We start from the raw sequence: 17215 nt of genomic DNA on the forward strand, positions 1-17215 counted from the left end.
ATTTTTCCCTATTCTCCTTTTAAGGCTTTTACTGGGTCAAGTTGACTGGCGCGTAAAGCCGGGAAAAATCCGGCTCCTACTCCTACTAATATAGCTGAACTTAGAGCTAATGCAGCCGTTTTCTGTTCAAATTTATAGGGTAACTTAAATTGTTTAGCTACAACAACCGTCGCAGCATGAACGGTGATAATCGCAATAGTTCCCCCAATTAAACTTAAAATAGCTGCTTCTAAAATAAATTGCAACATGATATCTAATTGGGTCGCACCTACCGCCCGCCTCAGCCCAATTTCTGGGGTACGTTCGATTACCGAGGCGATGGTAATATTAGCAATCCCAACTCCGCCAACAATTAAAGCGATCACACCTACAACTAATAATGCTTTAGAAACAGAATCCAGGGTTTTTTGCTGTTCTAAAATTTCCTCAATGGTATTCGCCACATAAAATTCATCCCCAGGAAATCGTTGTTCTAATATTTTTTTAGCTTGCTTACTTAAAGGCTCTAAATCTTCAATTTTATCGGGACGTAATTGTAAAAATCTAATGTTTTGGTCTCCTGTGATTGCACTATAAATCGCCATTGGAATATAAACATAACCTGTAGGTTTCTCTTCCTCACTATAATATCTACTAGCAACAATCCCAATCACAGTATAAGGTCTAAAGTTTACATAAATATTTTTTCCTAAAGGATTTATTTTTTCAAAGAGTTTATCAGCTAAAAATTGATCAATAATAATCACAGGTTTATAGTTTTTAAAATCATTGGCATCAAAAGGTCGTCCAGCAACTAATCTCTGTCCTGATGTGTTGAAAAAATTGATTGTTATCGCTCTTGCATAGGGATTAGCTGGCTGATCTTGAAAAATAACCTCTGGGCTTCCTATCCCATTCGTGCCACTAATTGATCGTAACCCTTTTAACTGTTTTTTTAAGATTTTTATATCTTCTAAACTCAGTTGTGGTGGAGTTTTTGTTATGGGGTTTCCCCATGACAAAATGCGGATTTGTGGTGCATCTCGTTCAGCTAATTGTTGCTCAATGATCGCCGTGCTAATATTACCAACTTCCAAGGTTGCACTCACCGCAGCCACCCCCATAAATACCCCAATTCCTGATAAAAAAGAACGGACGGGATTACCTAATAACGAACTACAACTTAATTTAATTAAACTCAAACTGGAAAGACTCATAATGCAGTGTTTTTAATGGTTTTCTAATCTCCTCTTAACGCTTTTACCGGGTCAAGTTGACTGGCGCGTAAAGCTGGGAAAAATCCGGCTCCTACTCCGACTAATATCGCTGAACTCAGAGCTAATGCAGCCGTTTTATTGTTAAATTGATAGGGTAAACTAAATTGTTTAGCTACAACAACCGTCGCACCATGAACGGTAATAATCGCAATAGTTCCCCCAATTAAACTTAAAATAGCGGCTTCTAAAATAAACTGTAACATAATATCTAATTGGGTCGCACCCACCGCCCTCCTCAGTCCGATTTCTGGGGTACGTTCTATGACTGAGGCGATGGTAATATTGGCAATCCCAACTCCGCCTACAATTAAAGAAATTGCACCGACTACTAATAAAGCTTTAGAAACAGAATCTAGGGTTTTTTGCCGTTCTAAAATGTCCTCAGATGTCTTCCAAGGCTCAATTTCATACCCAGGAAACCGTTTTTCTAATATTTTTTTAGCCTGTTCACTCATAGAATCTAAATTTTCAATTTTAGAGGGACGCAAGAGCAAACTGTTGATTTCTTTTTGTCCTGTAACTGCACTATGAATAGCCATCGGAACATAAACAAACCCTTTTGGTTCTTGCCCGCTCCATAGAGGTTTAGTTACAACAATCCCAACCACCACATAAGGTCTAAAATCAATATAAATAGTTTTTCCTAAAGGATTTAAACTTTTAAAGAGTTTATCCGCTAAAAATTGATCAATAATAACTACGGGTTGATAGTTTTCAAAATCACTGGAATTAAAAGGTCGCCCAGCAATTAATTTACGTCCTGATGTGTTTAAAAAATCGACGGTCATAGCCTGTAAATAGGGATGGGCTTTCTGATTCTGAAAAACAGCCTGTGCCGACCAGTTTATCCAACTGCTGCCACTAATAGATTTTAAGCCTTTTAACTGTTTTTTCAGGATTATGATATCTTCTAAACTAAGTTCTGCCCACTGTTCTGTAATCGGGTTCCGGGGTGAATCTATACCAATTTGTGGCGCATCTCGTTCATCCAATTGTTGCTTAATCACCGCCGTGCTAATATTTTTAACTTGCAAGGTCGCACTCACCGCCGCGACTCCCATAAATACCCCAATTCCTGATAGAAAAGAACGAACGGGATTAGCTAATAACGAACTGCAACTTAATCTAATTAAACTTAGAATAGAAAGACCCATAATCTTGTTTACTAAACCTCATAATTGATTATTATAAAATGATGTAAAATAACCCGGTCGGGCTCACTACGATTGAGGTGGTTAATAGTAAGAGAGCCCTGAAGGGCTCACTACGATTGCAAGATTATTCATTCAATTTATTGTAAACTTCTTGAATATCTTGCCACATTAACCATTTCGGTGATCCCTGTTCCTTAGAGGGATTTCTTAATAAATAAGCTGGGTGAAAAATTGGCATACATAATCGCCCTTCCCACTCCATCCATTGCCCTCTAATTTTACTAATTCCCCGTTTATCTCCTAATAAAGATTTAACCGCCGTTGCTCCGGTTAATAAAATAATTTTTGGATTAACTAAACGAATTTGTTCTAATAAATAGGGTTTACAGGCTTCGATTTCTTGCGGGGTAGGAGTGCGATTATTCGGCGGACGACAGCGAATGGCATTAGAAATATAAACCTCTTTATCCGTAGTTAAACCCACGGATTCTAAAATTTTTTCTAACAGTTGTCCCGACCTGCCAACAAAGGGTAAACCCTGTTCATCTTCATTTTGCCCCGGTGCTTCTCCGATAATCATAATTGGCGCTTGAATATTACCTCTACCAATGACCGCATGGGTACGATTTTGCCCTAATTCACAACGATAACAATGATTACAATGGTTAGCAATTTCTTCTAAGGTTTGATAAGTTCCTAAAGGAATCGCAATTTTAGCATCAGTCGGAATTAAATCCCGATTCAAATTTATTAACGGAGCAGCAGGTTCAGTATTTTTAAAATCAAATAAACTCAATTGTTCGTGATCAGACATAATCAAATAGAGTAGGGTATGGGGTATTAATGATTAACCGATACCCAATTTACAACTATTTTCCATCCAGTGGGAATTTATCAAGTTGCAACTCTCAACAGCAACAGTCATCATAGAGTTGATGGGATGGCAGGGGGCAAGCAGATCATGTTATTCACACCAATATTTAAAGATCGGACTCAAGCGGGTGAGCAACTGGCAAAAGAAATTTTGTTACAGATAAGTTTAGAACACCCAAATCGGGATACAAAAATAGTGGTTTATGCCTTACCCCGTGGAGGTGTACCCGTGGCTGTGCCCATTGCTCAAGGGTTGCAGGCTCCTTTGAGTGTAATTGTGGCCAAAAAAATCACCTTCCCCGATAACCCAGAATTGGCCTTGGGTGCAGTCACCTCCGATGGTCATGTATTATGGTCGAAACGCAAACCCCTCGATCTGGAGCTTCAACAAAGGATATTAGAACAGGCTCAGACCAAAGCCCAGCAGGGTTGGGAACAGCTTTCTCCGGCTTGTCCAGATGTTAACCCCCATGGAGCTTTAGCCCTGATTGTTGATGATGGTATTGCCACTGGAATGACGATGGCTGTGGCGGCAAAGGCATTGAAAGCTCATCACCCCATGGCAATTTGGATTTGTGTTCCCGTGGCCCCGCTAGAATTAATTCCCTCTATGCAGCAATGGGGCGATCGGGTTATTGTCTTAGAAACCCCCGATCCCTTTTTTAATGTTGGTCGGTTTTATCAACAATTTGAACAGGTAGAGACGGAAACAGCTTTATCCGATTTACAACAACAAACCTGGCTACAATAAATCTACAATAAATAGTGATTCACAGTTGATAATTAATCATGATTAGACGTTGGAATTTTTGGTGGCAAACTTTAGTATTATCAACCCAATATAACCCCCCTCAATTTATTGAGTTACTGATGTTAATGTTAGGATTTTTTTTACTTTTAATTTGGATGGGGAATCAACAATGGCCCTATTTGGTACTGTCGATGAGTTATGTTGCGGGATCATCCACTTCGATTCTAGTTAGGGAAGCTATGATTCCTTCCCCCAGTTTACAACTCACCCAAAAACTGGCAATATTATTGTTAATAATGAGCCTTTACACCCTCTTAGATTTAATGCGGTGAATAATTCCCCTAAATTTGATATAAAATTAAACGGTTTCCCATCGGATCATAAGCATAAATTTCTCGACCGTGGGCAGCCGTAATGATTTCTCCAGGGGGAGGATATCCTAATGCTTCTAAATGGGCGATCGCTTGTTCTAAATTTGGGACTTCTAAACACAAACTCATGCCCGTTTTACCCGTCGGAGAAAATTCAGAAATATCAGTAGTTTGGGGTTTAAAAATTCCTAATTTCAAACTCGGTAACTGAAATTCTGCATAACGATGGGGAATATAATTTAACGGTTGTATTCCCAATAGTTGAGAATAAAACTCAACCAAAATTTCCATTTTCGGATCGGCGAGGGTGACAAATGCCTGATTACAGTGTAAAACCATAAAGGGAATCAAAATATTTAACCTTAATATTAAACTTAAAATTGAGAGCATAAACTAATGACAAGAATTTTTTTATCCGCAGGTCATGGAGGATTTGAAAATGGTGCAAGAGACCCAGGTACGGTTGCTGGAGGGACAACCGAAGCCCAAGAAATAATTCGGATTCGGGATTTAGTCGTTGGTGAATTGCGCTCTAGGGGTTTACAAGTGATTTCGGTTCCTGATGATTTGAGTCAAACTCAAACTATTGATTGGATTAATGCCCATTCTCGCTCAGGAGATATTGCTTTAGAATTGCAAATGGGAGGCTCATCAAACCCTCTAATTCGAGGGGCTACAGCCTTTTATATTGCGGGTAATCAATCCCGAAAACAAGACGCGGAATCCCTATTATTATCCCTGCTTCAACAAGTCCCTCAACTTCCCAATCGCGGGACAAAACCGGACACCGAAACTGGCTTAGGAAGTTTAATTTTTTGCCGTTGGATTAGTATTCCTTCTCTCTATCTGGAATTGGGATTTCTAACTAATCCCACTGATCGGGCTTTAATTCAAAACCGACGTCAAGATATAGCGATTGGAATTGCTAATGGACTCACTAATTGGTTAGGAAATGGTTCAACAAATCCTATTCCAAATGTTCCCCCAGGTACACCCGTTTATGGTTCGATTGGAATTAATATTAATGGCCGTCGCTATGGGGAAAATGGAATTTTAGTCAATGGAAATGCTTATATTCCCATTGATTTAGTCGATAAATTTGGCTTGAATTTATCAGAAATTTCTGATCGAATAAGAAGAATTAGATATAATAATATTGTTTATATTCGAGCCGTTGATTTCAAAAATTTTGGAATTTCTGTGGGCTGGGATAATCCCAATCGAAGTGTGGTTTTTCGTTCTAATATTCGTCCCTATAATAGTCAAATGGATCAGATTATGGGCAATGGCTTAACCACAGAAGTTCAACTAATTATGTTTATCAAAACTCAAGATTCTAATATGATTAATACTGTTCCTGAAATTGCTAAATTTTATCGAGAAGAATCGGCTACAGAAGGAGTGAATCACGATATTGCGTTCTCTCAAATGTGTTTGGAAACCAACTTTCTACAATTTGGCGGAACTCTCAAACCCGAACAAAACAATTTTGGAGGTTTAGGAAGTTTGGGAGGTGCTTCCGAAAGTGCTTCTTTCCCGACAATTCAAATCGGAGTTAGAGCCCATATTCAACATCTAAAAGCCTACGCGAGTTATGAACCTTTAGTCCAAGATATTGTTGATCCTCGCTTTGAATTTGTCACACGAGGAATTGCTCCTTTTGTCCAACAATTAAGCGGGAGATGGTCAGATGATTCCACCTACGGCGATCAAATTTTAGCTTTATTAAGAAGACTTTATGAAATTTAAGCAAACACAAAGACACAAAGACACAAAAAAAGGGAGAGAAATAATTATTTTTCCTTCTCCCCTCAATTTTTATGCTTCTTTTACAAATCTAATAATTTCTCTAACATGATTGAGGAATTTTCCATCGGTGGTTAATTGAGCGATCGCATTTTTTGCCTCTTTTTCTAAACGCTCATGTTCGGATAAATTAGTGGCTTTTAATGTTTCTAAATCCGCCGTTAATCGGGTGAAATCTTGACGGGTTGCTTGCCATCTTTGTTCCTGTTGAGAAGCCCAAGAATCGGCATATTTAAGGTTTAATTGGCTTTGTAATTCTTTTAAGGTTAATTCTACCGTTTCAAAACGATTTCGCAATTCTACCACGTCCTCACGGGGGTAAGAAATCTGACGTCTAACCATTGATAATCGTGCCGATAAATATTGGTAAGCCCGCACCGATGGCCGTAAAATTGTTAATAATAAAGCCGCCCCCGCACCCAAATAACCGACTAAACTAATTCCCGACCAAGCTAACCCATAAAGTCCTAAAGTAGATATTAAGTGTAAACCCAAAGCTACCCCCAGGGAACGTCGGGCTAATTTGGTTACATATTCCACTTGTTTCGGTTCAACGGGAATCCCTTTTTTTTTCGATTCTTCGGCTTCGGCTAAAACTTCTTTAGCTTCAAAATGAATATTCCAAGGAACAGTTACAATTAATAATAACCACCAAAAAATTGCACAGGCAATTACCCAATCTAAAAAGGTTCCTGCCGAAATTTGTAACCATTGTAACACACTAAACAGAATTAACAAAATGATAGTTAATCCTAAACCAAAAAAACCATAATTAAACTGAACTCTCATGGTTATTAATCCTAATTAATGATAGATGAAATTTAGTAAGTGCTTTCTATTTAAAAGCCGGATTTCCCTGTTTCCTTTCAACCCCGATTATGGATAAAAATATTCAGATTGCGATCGCCCCTGTGACACTTCTTAAAGTTTCACACCCTGAAATTAGGATAAAATCAGATTTGAACCTTGATTTTTATGAAATTTATCAATGATCAACCCAACTGGAAAAGTTTATTTAATGGGGGCTGGGCTAGGGGAAATTGCCTATCTTACCCTACAAGCCCAACAGTTACTTTCCCAAGCAGAAGTAATTATTTATGATGCCTTAGTAGATAATTCTATTTTAACCTTAGTTCCGGCAAATTGTTTAAAATTAGAAGTCGGAAAACGAGGTGGAAAACCCAGCACTCTCCAGACGGAAATCAATCAATTATTGGTTAAATATTGTCAAGAAGGAAAACAAGTTATCCGTTTAAAAGGAGGCGATCCTTTTATTTTTGGACGGACAACATCGGAAATTCAAGATTTAATTGAATCGGAATGCAAATTTGAAGTAATCCCCGGACTTTCTTCGGCTTTGGCGGCTCCAACCCTCGCCCATATTCCCCTAACAGACCCGGTAATGAGTCGTTGTTTTGCCGTCCTAACTGCCCATGATTTAGAAGCCCTAGATTGGCAAATTGTTTCCCAAATAGAAACCCTAGTTATTTTAATGGGAGGACGGAATTTAGCCGAAATTGTCCATCAACTTTTACGCCATGAACGACTTCCTCAAACCTCAATTGCTATTATTCAATCGGGCGGTTGTCCCCAACAAAAAGTTTGGGTTGGCAGATTAAATGATATTGTAGAAATAACAGCCAATCAATCCCTATCTCCCTGTGTGATTGTGGTGGGTGAAGTTGTTCGTTTACGCGATTTTATCAACCCTGATCAATACCCTTGGCAACAGAATCAACTACCAAAAAATACTATTTTAAATCAACATATTATGAACCAACTACTATTAGGTAAAACTATATTAGTTACTCGCTCCGTAGAACAATCAAGCATCCAAAGTGACTTATTAAAAGCTCAAGGAGCAATTGTTATTGAAATGCCCGCTTTAGTGATTACACCTCCATCTAGTTGGGAAAGTTTAGATCAGGCTATTGTACAATTAGGAAGTTCATCAGAAAATCCCTTTGATTGGTTAATTTTAACTTCTTCTAACGCAGTTGAATACTTTTTTAATCGCTTAATTACCCTAGGAAAAGATACCCGCAGTTTAGGTCAAACTAAAATCGCCGTAGTCGGTAAAAAAACTGCCGCTAGTTTGCAAGAACGTTATTTAAAACCTGATTTTATTCCGCCGGATTTTATTGCGGATTCCCTGGTCGAACATTTTCCAGAATCCTTAGCAGGAAAAAGAATTTTATTTCCCAGAGTTGAAACCGGAGGACGGGAAATTTTAGTGCAGGAATTGACAGCAAAAGGAGCAATTCTTGTGGAAGTTGCCGCTTATGAATCCGGTTGTCCTGATAGTATTTCTACTGAAGTTTTAGACGCTTTACAGACCCAAAAAATTGATATAATTACTTTTGCTAGTTCTAAAACCGTCAAAAATTTCTGTCAACTGATTCAAACCCTACCGGAACAATCTTTACCCCCCAATTATTTAGACACAATTTGGATTGCTTCGATTGGCCCCCAAACTTCTAAAAGCTGTCAAAGTTTATTAGGAAGGGTAGACATCGAAGCCCAAGAATATACCCTAGAAGGATTAACCCAAGCGATTATAGAAATATCCGGTAAGCGTAAAACTCAGTGTCTTTAGACCTGAGATATCAGCGAATCGTGCGGTTTTAACCGCATAAAGTTTCTTTATTTAAGAAATGACTCAACCTTTGGCTTTTTTGTACGTAATTTTTAGCGAATGAAACAGCCCTAATCTTAGTAAAAAAAGAGGGCTTATATGGATCTAAAGTAACCAAGTGCTACTCGAAAAATCCTCATTAGAAGCGGGTTGAGAGGTGGAAGAATAGGGACGACGGGATAATGGATAGCCCTTGGGTTTTTCGAGTGCTTTCGGGGGTAAAGGTTGAAGTTTGGGTTCCAAGGCTGTTTTCAAGGATTCATTTTCTTGTTTTAGGGTTTTCAATTCTGCAATTAATTTAGAATTTACCTCAGATAATTGTAAGGCTGTATCTTGAGCTTTTTGTAATTTCCCTTTTAAATCGGCTTCTTGAATTTCAGTTTTCATTCGATCAATAAATAGATTTTTGTCGTTTAATTCCGCTTGTAATTGTAAGACTTTTTCTTGAAGTGATCGCTCCTGATTTTCAGATGTTGTGGGTAAGGCGGTTGATTCAGTCATAACCACACCTTCATCAGGTACAATTTCCACTTCAGCCATTGAACTTTTTTCTGTTTCTTGGCGTACCATATCGGAAAGACGTTTCCTCACCATCATTCTTCCCCTTGAATGAGTATTGATTTCCCAATCATAACCCTAATCTGCCCTTGAGAGACAATAAAAAAAAGGAATCAGGAGAGACTTTAACTTTCCTCGATTCCCCAAAATCTCAATAATATCTAAACTAGATTAAGGCTCAACAATCACCGGAGTTCCGACATCAACCTGTTCAAATAGGGCGACAACATCTTCATTTCGCATCCTTACACAGCCATGGGAAGCAGCCTGTCCGATGGAGTTTACCGTGGGGGTGCCATGGAATCCAATCGAATCTTTTCCATCTGTCCAGAAGCCAATCCAACGCAATCCCAAGGCTGTATTTGGCCCCGGAGAACGGACTTCTCCCGTCCAGGGATCTTGCCAAACCGGGTTTTCAATTTTTTGCATGACTTTAAAACTCCCGGTTGGGGTTTCCCATCCCGCTTTCCCCACCGCCACTGGATAACTGGCAATTACCTGTTCTCCCTGATACAAATAAACCCGGCGTTGACCTAACCGTAAAATCACACGCTTAGGCTGTTCTAAAGAGGGCAAAAACAAGCCCGGATTATCCAAGGGTGGAACTATGGGGTTGAGGGACTGACTGGGAATAGTCGGGATAGGGGTAGAGGAAGCCGCACTGAGGTTTTCCGGGCCGGGGGCGGTTTCGGCGTTACCGGGTTGCTGTCCCCCTAAAAATAACGCGGCTGTTGCGATACCAGCGCCGATTAAATATTGAGATAAACCTTGAGCGCTGACTTTGATGGTCATATTTGACTCCTCACTTAGAAATAATATTTAGTATTTACAAAATACGACTGGGCAAAAATCAAACTGTTCCTTAATTGCAAAGTATCATAGCAGGGCAGCAGCGATTTACTGCCCCGGTTTTCTATTTACTTTTTCTTTTGCAATTCCTTTAAGGCAGCTTGGGATTTTTGCACTCCTTCAGTATTTCCTTGTTGTTGATAAAGTTCCAGAGCTTTTTGGAAAAACGTGATCGCCTGTGTCTCCCGACTCCCCCGACCTTTAAGGGCCATTCCCATACCAAAATGGGCGGAAGCATCATCGGGATTATTTTCAATCACCCGACGATAACTAATAATCGCCCCGACATAATCTTCTTTTGCTAGTTGAATTTCACCGAGGGCTGCATTGGCCGCCATCAAGGTCGGTTTTAAGGCTAAAGCCCGTTTATAGGCTTGACTGGCGGCTTCAAAGTTCTGTTCTACCTTGAAAATTTCACCGATTTGGAATTGCACATCGCCATCCCGGGGGGCGAGTTGGGCGGCTTTTTCAAAGGCGGCAATTCCGCCATTGCGATCGCCATATTTTAATAAAGCGGCCCCCAATTTAATCTGGACACTGGCTTCATTCGGGGCTAACATCTCCGCCTGTTGCAGCACTTCTAAGGCTTTGCTGACGTTCTCTTGCTTCAGAAAAGCCATTCCCATAGCAGAATAGGCTTGCCAATTGCGCGGATCAACGGTCAGGAGGGTTTGATAGGCTCGGATTGCCCCCGCATAGTCCCCTTTACGGAATAGGGTAGCCGCTAATCCCTGGTGAGCCGGGATGTTGTCTCGTTTGAGCATGGTGGCTCGACGATAGGCGTCCGCGGCCGCATCATATTGTTTTAAATTGGCGAGGGTAAACCCTAAACCGTACTGAAAATCAGCATTATTCGGTTCTAGGATTAAGGCGTTTTGATAATATTGGGCGGCCACTTGGAAGTTACCGCGTAATGCTTCTAGGTAGGCAATCCCAGAATAAATTTTAGGGTTTCTAGGATCTAAACTAACGGCCTGGGTATAGATGCTAATGGCATTTTCTACATCTCCAGCATCCACCAACTTCCGACCCTGTTCTAACAAATCATTAAGCTGTTTGTTAGCTTGGGGGTTGGCTTGAGCTACAATTTCCGTAGCTTGAGTAATTTGGGGTGTACTTATAGCAATCACAGCCATAAATACACTACTGATTAATAATTGAGTTCGATTTAACACGGCCTATTTTGTGTGAGAAGTTGAGCGAGTTGTCACTGGAGTTCCTAACCGATGGTTAGGGGTGAAATTGATACTGACATACTTCGGGCCATTTGTGAAGCTATCCGGTTGATCGGATTTCCCTGATTTTAAGGGGTTGTATCTCCCCTGATAGGGGTCAATAAAATTGAACCTCGGATCTGATCCCCCTAAATCCCCCTTAAAAAGGGGGACTTTGACTGTCCGCTCCCCCCATTAGTAAGGGGGGTTAGGGGGGTCTTCCCAGGGTGCAAGTCAAATTATTGTTAGTTTCCCAGTCTATTTTTAACCTTTTATTTAATTATTTATATGCGATCGCCCCAACCCCGCAAACAATTCGCTCAACATTGGTTACGCAGTGAAAAAGCCCTGAGTAAAATTGTTAAATCTGCCTTATTATCCCCATCAGATTGTCTATTGGAAATTGGCCCAGGAACAGGCATTCTCACGACTCAATTATTATCGGTAGCTCGGTCGGTTGTGGCAGTGGAAATTGATCGGGATTTATCTCAAAATCTAGTTAAAAGATTCGGTAATCGGGATAATTTTTTATTACTAGAAGGAGATATTCTTACTTTAGATATCGAAGGTCAACTCCAAGGTTTTCCTAATTTCCAAAATCCGAATAAAGTTGTTGCCAATATTCCCTATAATATTACCGGGCCGATTGTTGAACAATTGTTAGGAACCATTTCTGAGCCTAATCCTCACCCATACCAATTAATTGTACTATTAGTTCAAAAAGAAGTCGCCCAACGCATCACCGCCAATGCTGGATCTAAAACCTTCGGGGCGTTGTCGGTGCGAGTCCAATATCTGGCTAACTGTGAATATATCTGTGATGTCCCCGCCAAAGCCTTTTATCCAGCCCCGAAAGTCGATTCTGCGGTACTGCGTTTAAGTCCCCGTCCCATTACCCATCCCGCCAATAACCCGCAATATTTGGAAACCTTACTCAAATTAGGATTTTCCAGTAAACGAAAAATGTTAAGAAATAATTTACAAAGTGTGATCAGTCGAGATCAATTAACCCAATTACTGGAACAATTAGAGATTAACCCCCAAGTTCGCGCCGAAGACCTCAGCGTTGAACAATGGGTTAATTTAACTAACTTGATGGAAATAACTGATCTAGTCACTGATTAAAATACGCTGTATCCTATCTCTAATTACAAATAAAAATGCGTTCCTATTCTTTAATTGCTCCGGCAAAAATTAACCTTTACTTAGAAATTATTGGCGATCGCCCTGACGGATATCACGAACTGGCGATGGTACTCCAAAGCATCAGTTTAGCCGATCAAATTGATATTCGATCAATTGGAATTGATGCCATTAGTGTCCGTTGTAATCATGCAGAAGTTCCCAATGATCATACTAATTTAGCCTATCGGGCGGCGGCCTTATTAACCCAAGAATACCCCGAGGCTATGGCACAATTTGGGGGCGTAGAAATTAACATCAAAAAAAATATTCCCATTGCTGCCGGGTTAGCCGGAGGTTCCACCGATGCGGCGGCGGTTTTGGTCGGTTTAGATCTAATGTGGCAATTAGGCTTAACTCAAAGCGAATTAGAAGTATTAGGGGCTCAAATTGGTTCCGATGTTCCCTTTTGTATTCAAGGAGGAACGGCTTTGGCTACGGGACGGGGGGAAGAACTTTCTCCTTTGAAAAATTTAGATAATTTATATGTGGTTTTAGCCAAACATCGTCACCTAGGAATTTCTACGATTTGGGCTTATCAAACCTATCGTCAACAGTTTAGCCAAACCTATATTTCCCAAGCTCAAGATTTAGAAACCCGTCAACGCCGAGTCCATTCTGGGCCGATGGTTTCTGCTATTATGCACGCAGACGGCGCGGCCATTGGTCAATTACTGCACAATGACTTAGAAAAAGTCGCCTTACCCGAACATCCTCAAGTCTTGGAACTGCGAGAGGCTTTTGAGTCCCAGGGGGTTCTGGGAACGATGATGTCCGGTTCGGGGCCAACGGTTTTCGCCTTAACCGCATCTGAAGCCGAAGCCCTACGGGTTTTAGAAGCAGTTAAAACCCAAATTGACAACCCAGAATTAGAGTTTTGGACAGCCAAATTTGTCTCCACTGGTATTCGTTTAGCCCAATCATAAACCATGACTAAAACTACTCCTCAAACCTCGGAAATTTCCTCAAAAACGGATTCAGTTAATTTATTCCGTTGTATTAGTAATGCGGGAATTTATGCCGCCGTTGCCTTCGGTTTGTATAATGTAACCCATGCTATTTCTGGAAAGTTTGCAGCCAAACCTATCCATTCTGAGAATTTTACCGTGATCCAAATGTCAGCAGCCGTTCGGACTCTTGTGGTTGGTGTATTGACGATGGGAACGGTTTTATTTGCTTTCCTGGCTGTAGGATTAATTGGATTAGCTTTTTACGTTAGTATTCAAAGGTTAATTAAACCTAAAATTCCTTCCTCTAATGGTTAAAAACCGTAGTGAGCCTTTCAAGGCTCTAAGCCCTAAAAGCGTTTCGTAGTGAGCCTTTCAATGCTCTAAGCCCTGAAGGGCTTACTACCGTAGTATATTTTAGGGAGCGAGGACGCTCCCACTACAGATCGGTTGAAATTAATTTGGGAAAGAAAATAGAGCCTATTGACAAACTTTCAAACGTTCTCGTCCATCTGGACGATTAGCAAAGTAACTTGATAACCAATTACAACCTCTTTCAAGTAGTTCATCTAAGTTTTGAGGAACAGACCAAACTACAACTTTATTATCTTCTCCAACAATAGCTAGATACTGCCCGTCAGGGCTAAACTTTACAGTTATTCCATTCCTAGGATCAAAGTTAACTTTCCATAGTGCTAGTAATTGACCTGATAAATTCCAAATCCTAACTTTTCCATTTCGAGTTGTGATGGCAATATACTGGGAATCTGGACTAAGAGTTGATTCCACAATTTCTCCATCATAATCCTGAAGTGTAATTTTCTTTTCACCGAATTGATCTCTAATAATGACTGTACCCTCTTCTTGATTTTCTAATTCGACTTGAACAGAAGAATTTGATTTATAATCCCATTTTTTGATATCATTTTTATTAATGTTTTTTAAATAATTACCTGATAAATTCCATAGACGAGCGGTATCATCATTTCCATAGGAAAGAAGATTTTTATTGTCGTGACTAAAGAATAAATCTGTGACATCTTCCTGATGTCCTTTAAGTTCTACTAACTCTTGACCTGATAAATCCCAAACATGAATTGTTAAATCTGAACCCCCAGTTGCAATGTATTTCCCATCCGGGCTAAAACTTACTCCGGTCACAGTTCCTTGATGTCCTCTAAGTTCAACTAACTTTTTCCCAGACAAAGACCAGACATTAGTAATACCATCTTTTCCACCTGTAGCTAGAAGTTTTCCATCCGGGCTAAAACTCAAGCCCCAAACTCCAAATTTATGCCCTTTAAATTCTCTTAATTGTTTACCTGATAAATCCCATAAATAGGCTTTATCATCATCAGCCGTTGCAATGTATTTCCCATCAGGACTAAAGCTAATATGATAGCCTTTAAGTTTTGCTATTTGCTGACCTGACCAATCCCAAATCAAAACACCTGAGCCTGCTCCAGATCTATACAAATACTGATGATTAGGAGTAATATTCAAGCCTGTAGATTCAATCTCACTATCACTAGGAATCCAAGCGACTTTAGTTAATATTTTACCGGATACATCTATAATATATCCTTTATTTTCCATTGATAAATCTAAAACAAGACGTTTACTATCATAACTAAAGTTTAAATTTCCGACTTGATCCTTATCTCCCTTGAACTCTCCTAACTTTTGACCTGACAAATCCCACCAGCGAACTATGCTATCTTGGCTATCTTCTCCAAGGGCTGCTAAATATTTACCATTAGGACTGAAAATAATACGGTTAGTAGCACCTTGATAAGCTTTAAAAGAAGTTAACTGTTGGCCGGATAAGCTCCAAAGGCGAATTACACCATCATTTCCTGCTGTTGCTAAAGATTTACCATCGGGACTAAAGGTAACATCATTGATAACACCTGGATCGGCTTGAAACTTTGTTAACTTTTGATTTGACCAGTTCCAAAAATTAAGTTTTCCATCTTTATTTACTGTTAAAAAATTATTCTTTGTAGGACTAAACTCAAGACTTTTTAGAGATCTAAATTGATTCATTTCATGAATATTGTCTAAAATTTGCTGTAATCTAAATAAATGAGCTACACTTAAATATTGTTGATCGAAAGGATTATCTTTTGATAGTTCTTTCAAACCTTTGCTAGATTCCATTGCTGACAGTAAAGATTCAATTTCTCCTCTATCCGACTTAAACTGTTGTAATGCACCAACCCCATTTTGTTCCAATTCTATAACTTTCAATGAATATTTTAGTTTTTGTGTTGCATCTCTCAAACTCAAGCTAATCCACATCATTGATATTCCCATTAGAAATGAAATTACAGAAGCGATATCAAAAATATTTTTTTTAGTCTCTTTTTTTTGACTTTTATAAATAAAATCTATATGTTCACTGGGTAAATTCTTATCCTGTTGCCATACTTCTGCTTCTCTTAATCTTTTGCCTTTTAGAAGATATTTAGGATCTTTACCATGCTCTAACCAAATTAATAGATCTTGTGCATAAGGGCATAATTTATATAGCTGATCTTGTACCCAATTTTTATTAAAAACTAATTCATATATTTTATTATATATTTCTAATCTACCTTGGTTCTTAGAAACTAAACCTGATAATCTTAATTGCAGTTGTGTTGAACTACCATCTACCTCAATTTTCCCATCTTGTAGAATTTGCTGATAAAGCCCTAATAAATCAATGAAATATTTTTCATTATCAAGAATGCGATCGCGGATTGTTTTTAAATGTTCAGGCTCATCCTGAGATTCCCAATTATTGATAATATAGGCTTGCACAATCTGTTCAATATTAGGGGTTCTATTTTCTGCTTTTTCAACAACTAGCTTACATAACTTTTGAGTCAGAAAGGGTTGTCCGCCTGTCCAGTGTAAAATTTCTTCTAATATTTCTTCAGGATTATCAACAACTTCCCTCAACCCTTGAGTTAAAGATGACTGCGCTTCTTCAAATTCAAAACCTTTTAACTCAATAGCTTGACCAATATTAAAAGGAGTACGAGTTTTGTCTTGAATCAAATCAGAAGGCGTTGCGACTCCTAATAAACAAAACGTTAAACGTTTATATTCTTGATTCTCTGAACGCTGATTGTAAAATGAACGAATTACGGCGAAGAATTCATCTTTAAACTTTATTTTTATAATACTGTCGATTTCATCTAAAAAAATAATTATTTTTTCTTGTAACTGAGATAAAATAATAGTTTCAATAAACTGGTTAAATTTTTGCAACGGTGATAAATAACTACATTCTTGCAACCATAATTCAAAGTTGACTTTTTGATCTAAGATTAACCCTTGAAGCAGCATAAACATTAGATCTCCATACCATTCTTCCGCACTGCCATAACTACTAATTTTTGTCATATCAACAGATACACATTTGAATCCTTCTTGCTTTAATTTCTTTGCCATTTTAACTCGTAAACTAGATTTACCCATTTGTCGAGAGTTCAAAACATAGCAAAACTCACCATTTTTTAAAGCATTATAAAGTTCATCATCTGCTTTGCGCTTTACATAGGTAGGGTTTTGATAGTCTAAACTTCCCCCAATACTGTATCGATATCTAGCCATATAATTAACTCCTTGA

16 protein-coding genes are annotated in these 17215 nt (G+C 39.0%); 7 read left to right on the forward strand and 9 right to left on the reverse strand.

Annotated elements, in window-relative coordinates; translation table 11 throughout:
• Positions 1 to 8: 8 nt before the first annotated feature.
• The 3 genes from NMG88_RS00670 to NMG88_RS00680 all read right to left on the reverse strand — a co-directional run bounded on the left by NMG88_RS00670 (position 9) and on the right by NMG88_RS00680 (position 3224).
• Positions 9 to 1196: an ABC transporter permease gene (locus tag NMG88_RS00670; RefSeq protein WP_254034552.1), complete on the reverse strand. Its 1188-nt coding sequence runs from the start codon at positions 1194 to 1196 to the stop codon at positions 9 to 11.
• 23 nt (positions 1197 to 1219) lie between these two features.
• The gene (locus NMG88_RS00675; protein ID WP_227381053.1) at positions 1220 to 2410 is read right to left on the reverse strand and encodes an ABC transporter permease; all 1191 of its coding nucleotides are present in this window, start codon (positions 2408 to 2410) and stop codon (positions 1220 to 1222) included.
• A 124-nt stretch (positions 2411 to 2534) separates the two neighbouring features.
• Positions 2535 to 3224, reverse strand: coding sequence for a uracil-DNA glycosylase (locus NMG88_RS00680; RefSeq protein ID WP_227366532.1), 690 nt, complete (start codon positions 3222 to 3224; stop codon positions 2535 to 2537).
• A 147-nt stretch (positions 3225 to 3371) separates the two neighbouring features.
• Between NMG88_RS00680 and NMG88_RS00685 the strand changes: the two genes are divergently transcribed.
• The gene (locus NMG88_RS00685) at positions 3372 to 4034 is read left to right on the forward strand and encodes a phosphoribosyltransferase (protein ID WP_254035005.1); all 663 of its coding nucleotides are present in this window, start codon (positions 3372 to 3374) and stop codon (positions 4032 to 4034) included.
• Positions 4035 to 4072: 38 nt separating this feature from the next.
• Positions 4073 to 4366 carry a hypothetical protein gene (locus NMG88_RS00690; RefSeq protein ID WP_264477077.1) on the forward strand — a complete coding sequence of 98 codons (294 nt, stop codon included), beginning with the start codon at positions 4073 to 4075 and terminating at the stop codon, positions 4364 to 4366.
• Positions 4367 to 4375: 9 nt separating this feature from the next.
• Here NMG88_RS00690 and NMG88_RS00695 read toward each other — a convergent pair whose 3' ends face one another.
• Positions 4376 to 4744, reverse strand: coding sequence for a VOC family protein (locus NMG88_RS00695; protein WP_026787302.1), 369 nt, complete (start codon positions 4742 to 4744; stop codon positions 4376 to 4378).
• A gap of 57 nt (positions 4745 to 4801) precedes the next feature.
• Between NMG88_RS00695 and tftA the strand changes: the two genes are divergently transcribed.
• Complete coding sequence (gene tftA / locus NMG88_RS00700; protein WP_254035006.1) at positions 4802 to 6154, forward strand: hormogonium tapered terminus morphoprotein TftA; 1353 nt, start codon at positions 4802 to 4804, stop codon at positions 6152 to 6154.
• 69 nt (positions 6155 to 6223) lie between these two features.
• Here tftA and NMG88_RS00705 read toward each other — a convergent pair whose 3' ends face one another.
• Positions 6224 to 7000 carry a hypothetical protein gene (locus NMG88_RS00705; RefSeq protein ID WP_026787300.1) on the reverse strand — a complete coding sequence of 259 codons (777 nt, stop codon included), beginning with the start codon at positions 6998 to 7000 and terminating at the stop codon, positions 6224 to 6226.
• 199 nt (positions 7001 to 7199) lie between these two features.
• Between NMG88_RS00705 and cobA the strand changes: the two genes are divergently transcribed.
• Positions 7200 to 8807, forward strand: a complete 1608-nt coding sequence (gene cobA / locus NMG88_RS00710) for a uroporphyrinogen-III C-methyltransferase (protein ID WP_042156844.1) — start codon at positions 7200 to 7202, stop codon at positions 8805 to 8807.
• A gap of 144 nt (positions 8808 to 8951) precedes the next feature.
• Here cobA and NMG88_RS00715 read toward each other — a convergent pair whose 3' ends face one another.
• The 3 genes from NMG88_RS00715 to NMG88_RS00725 form a co-directional block, all read right to left on the reverse strand.
• Positions 8952 to 9416: a hypothetical protein gene (locus NMG88_RS00715; protein WP_042156845.1), complete on the reverse strand. Its 465-nt coding sequence runs from the start codon at positions 9414 to 9416 to the stop codon at positions 8952 to 8954.
• A gap of 159 nt (positions 9417 to 9575) precedes the next feature.
• Positions 9576 to 10196, reverse strand: coding sequence for a L,D-transpeptidase (locus tag NMG88_RS00720; RefSeq protein WP_042156847.1), 621 nt, complete (start codon positions 10194 to 10196; stop codon positions 9576 to 9578).
• A 125-nt stretch (positions 10197 to 10321) separates the two neighbouring features.
• Positions 10322 to 11428, reverse strand: coding sequence for a tetratricopeptide repeat protein (locus NMG88_RS00725; RefSeq protein WP_144390506.1), 1107 nt, complete (start codon positions 11426 to 11428; stop codon positions 10322 to 10324).
• Between the two features lie 327 nt (positions 11429 to 11755).
• Here NMG88_RS00725 and rsmA point away from each other — a divergent pair, with 327 nt between their 5' ends.
• The 3 genes from rsmA to NMG88_RS00740 are packed head-to-tail and all read left to right on the forward strand — an operon-like array spanning position 11756 to position 13914.
• On the forward strand, positions 11756 to 12592 hold the full coding sequence (rsmA, locus tag NMG88_RS00730; RefSeq protein WP_042156851.1) for a 16S rRNA (adenine(1518)-N(6)/adenine(1519)-N(6))-dimethyltransferase RsmA: 837 nt from the start codon (positions 11756 to 11758) through the stop codon (positions 12590 to 12592).
• A 35-nt stretch (positions 12593 to 12627) separates the two neighbouring features.
• The gene (ispE, locus tag NMG88_RS00735) at positions 12628 to 13575 is read left to right on the forward strand and encodes a 4-(cytidine 5'-diphospho)-2-C-methyl-D-erythritol kinase (protein ID WP_254035007.1); all 948 of its coding nucleotides are present in this window, start codon (positions 12628 to 12630) and stop codon (positions 13573 to 13575) included.
• Between the two features lie 3 nt (positions 13576 to 13578).
• Positions 13579 to 13914, forward strand: a complete 336-nt coding sequence (locus NMG88_RS00740; RefSeq protein WP_214560247.1) for a DUF3082 domain-containing protein — start codon at positions 13579 to 13581, stop codon at positions 13912 to 13914.
• Positions 13915 to 14076: 162 nt separating this feature from the next.
• Here NMG88_RS00740 and NMG88_RS00745 read toward each other — a convergent pair whose 3' ends face one another.
• Positions 14077 to 17199, reverse strand: coding sequence for an AAA-like domain-containing protein (locus NMG88_RS00745; protein WP_254035008.1), 3123 nt, complete (start codon positions 17197 to 17199; stop codon positions 14077 to 14079).
• Between the last annotated feature and the right edge of the window lie 16 nt (positions 17200 to 17215).

This window comes from Planktothrix agardhii (genome assembly GCF_904830935.1).
In the GTDB taxonomy this organism is placed as follows: Bacteria; Cyanobacteriota; Cyanobacteriia; order Cyanobacteriales; family Microcoleaceae; genus Planktothrix; species Planktothrix agardhii.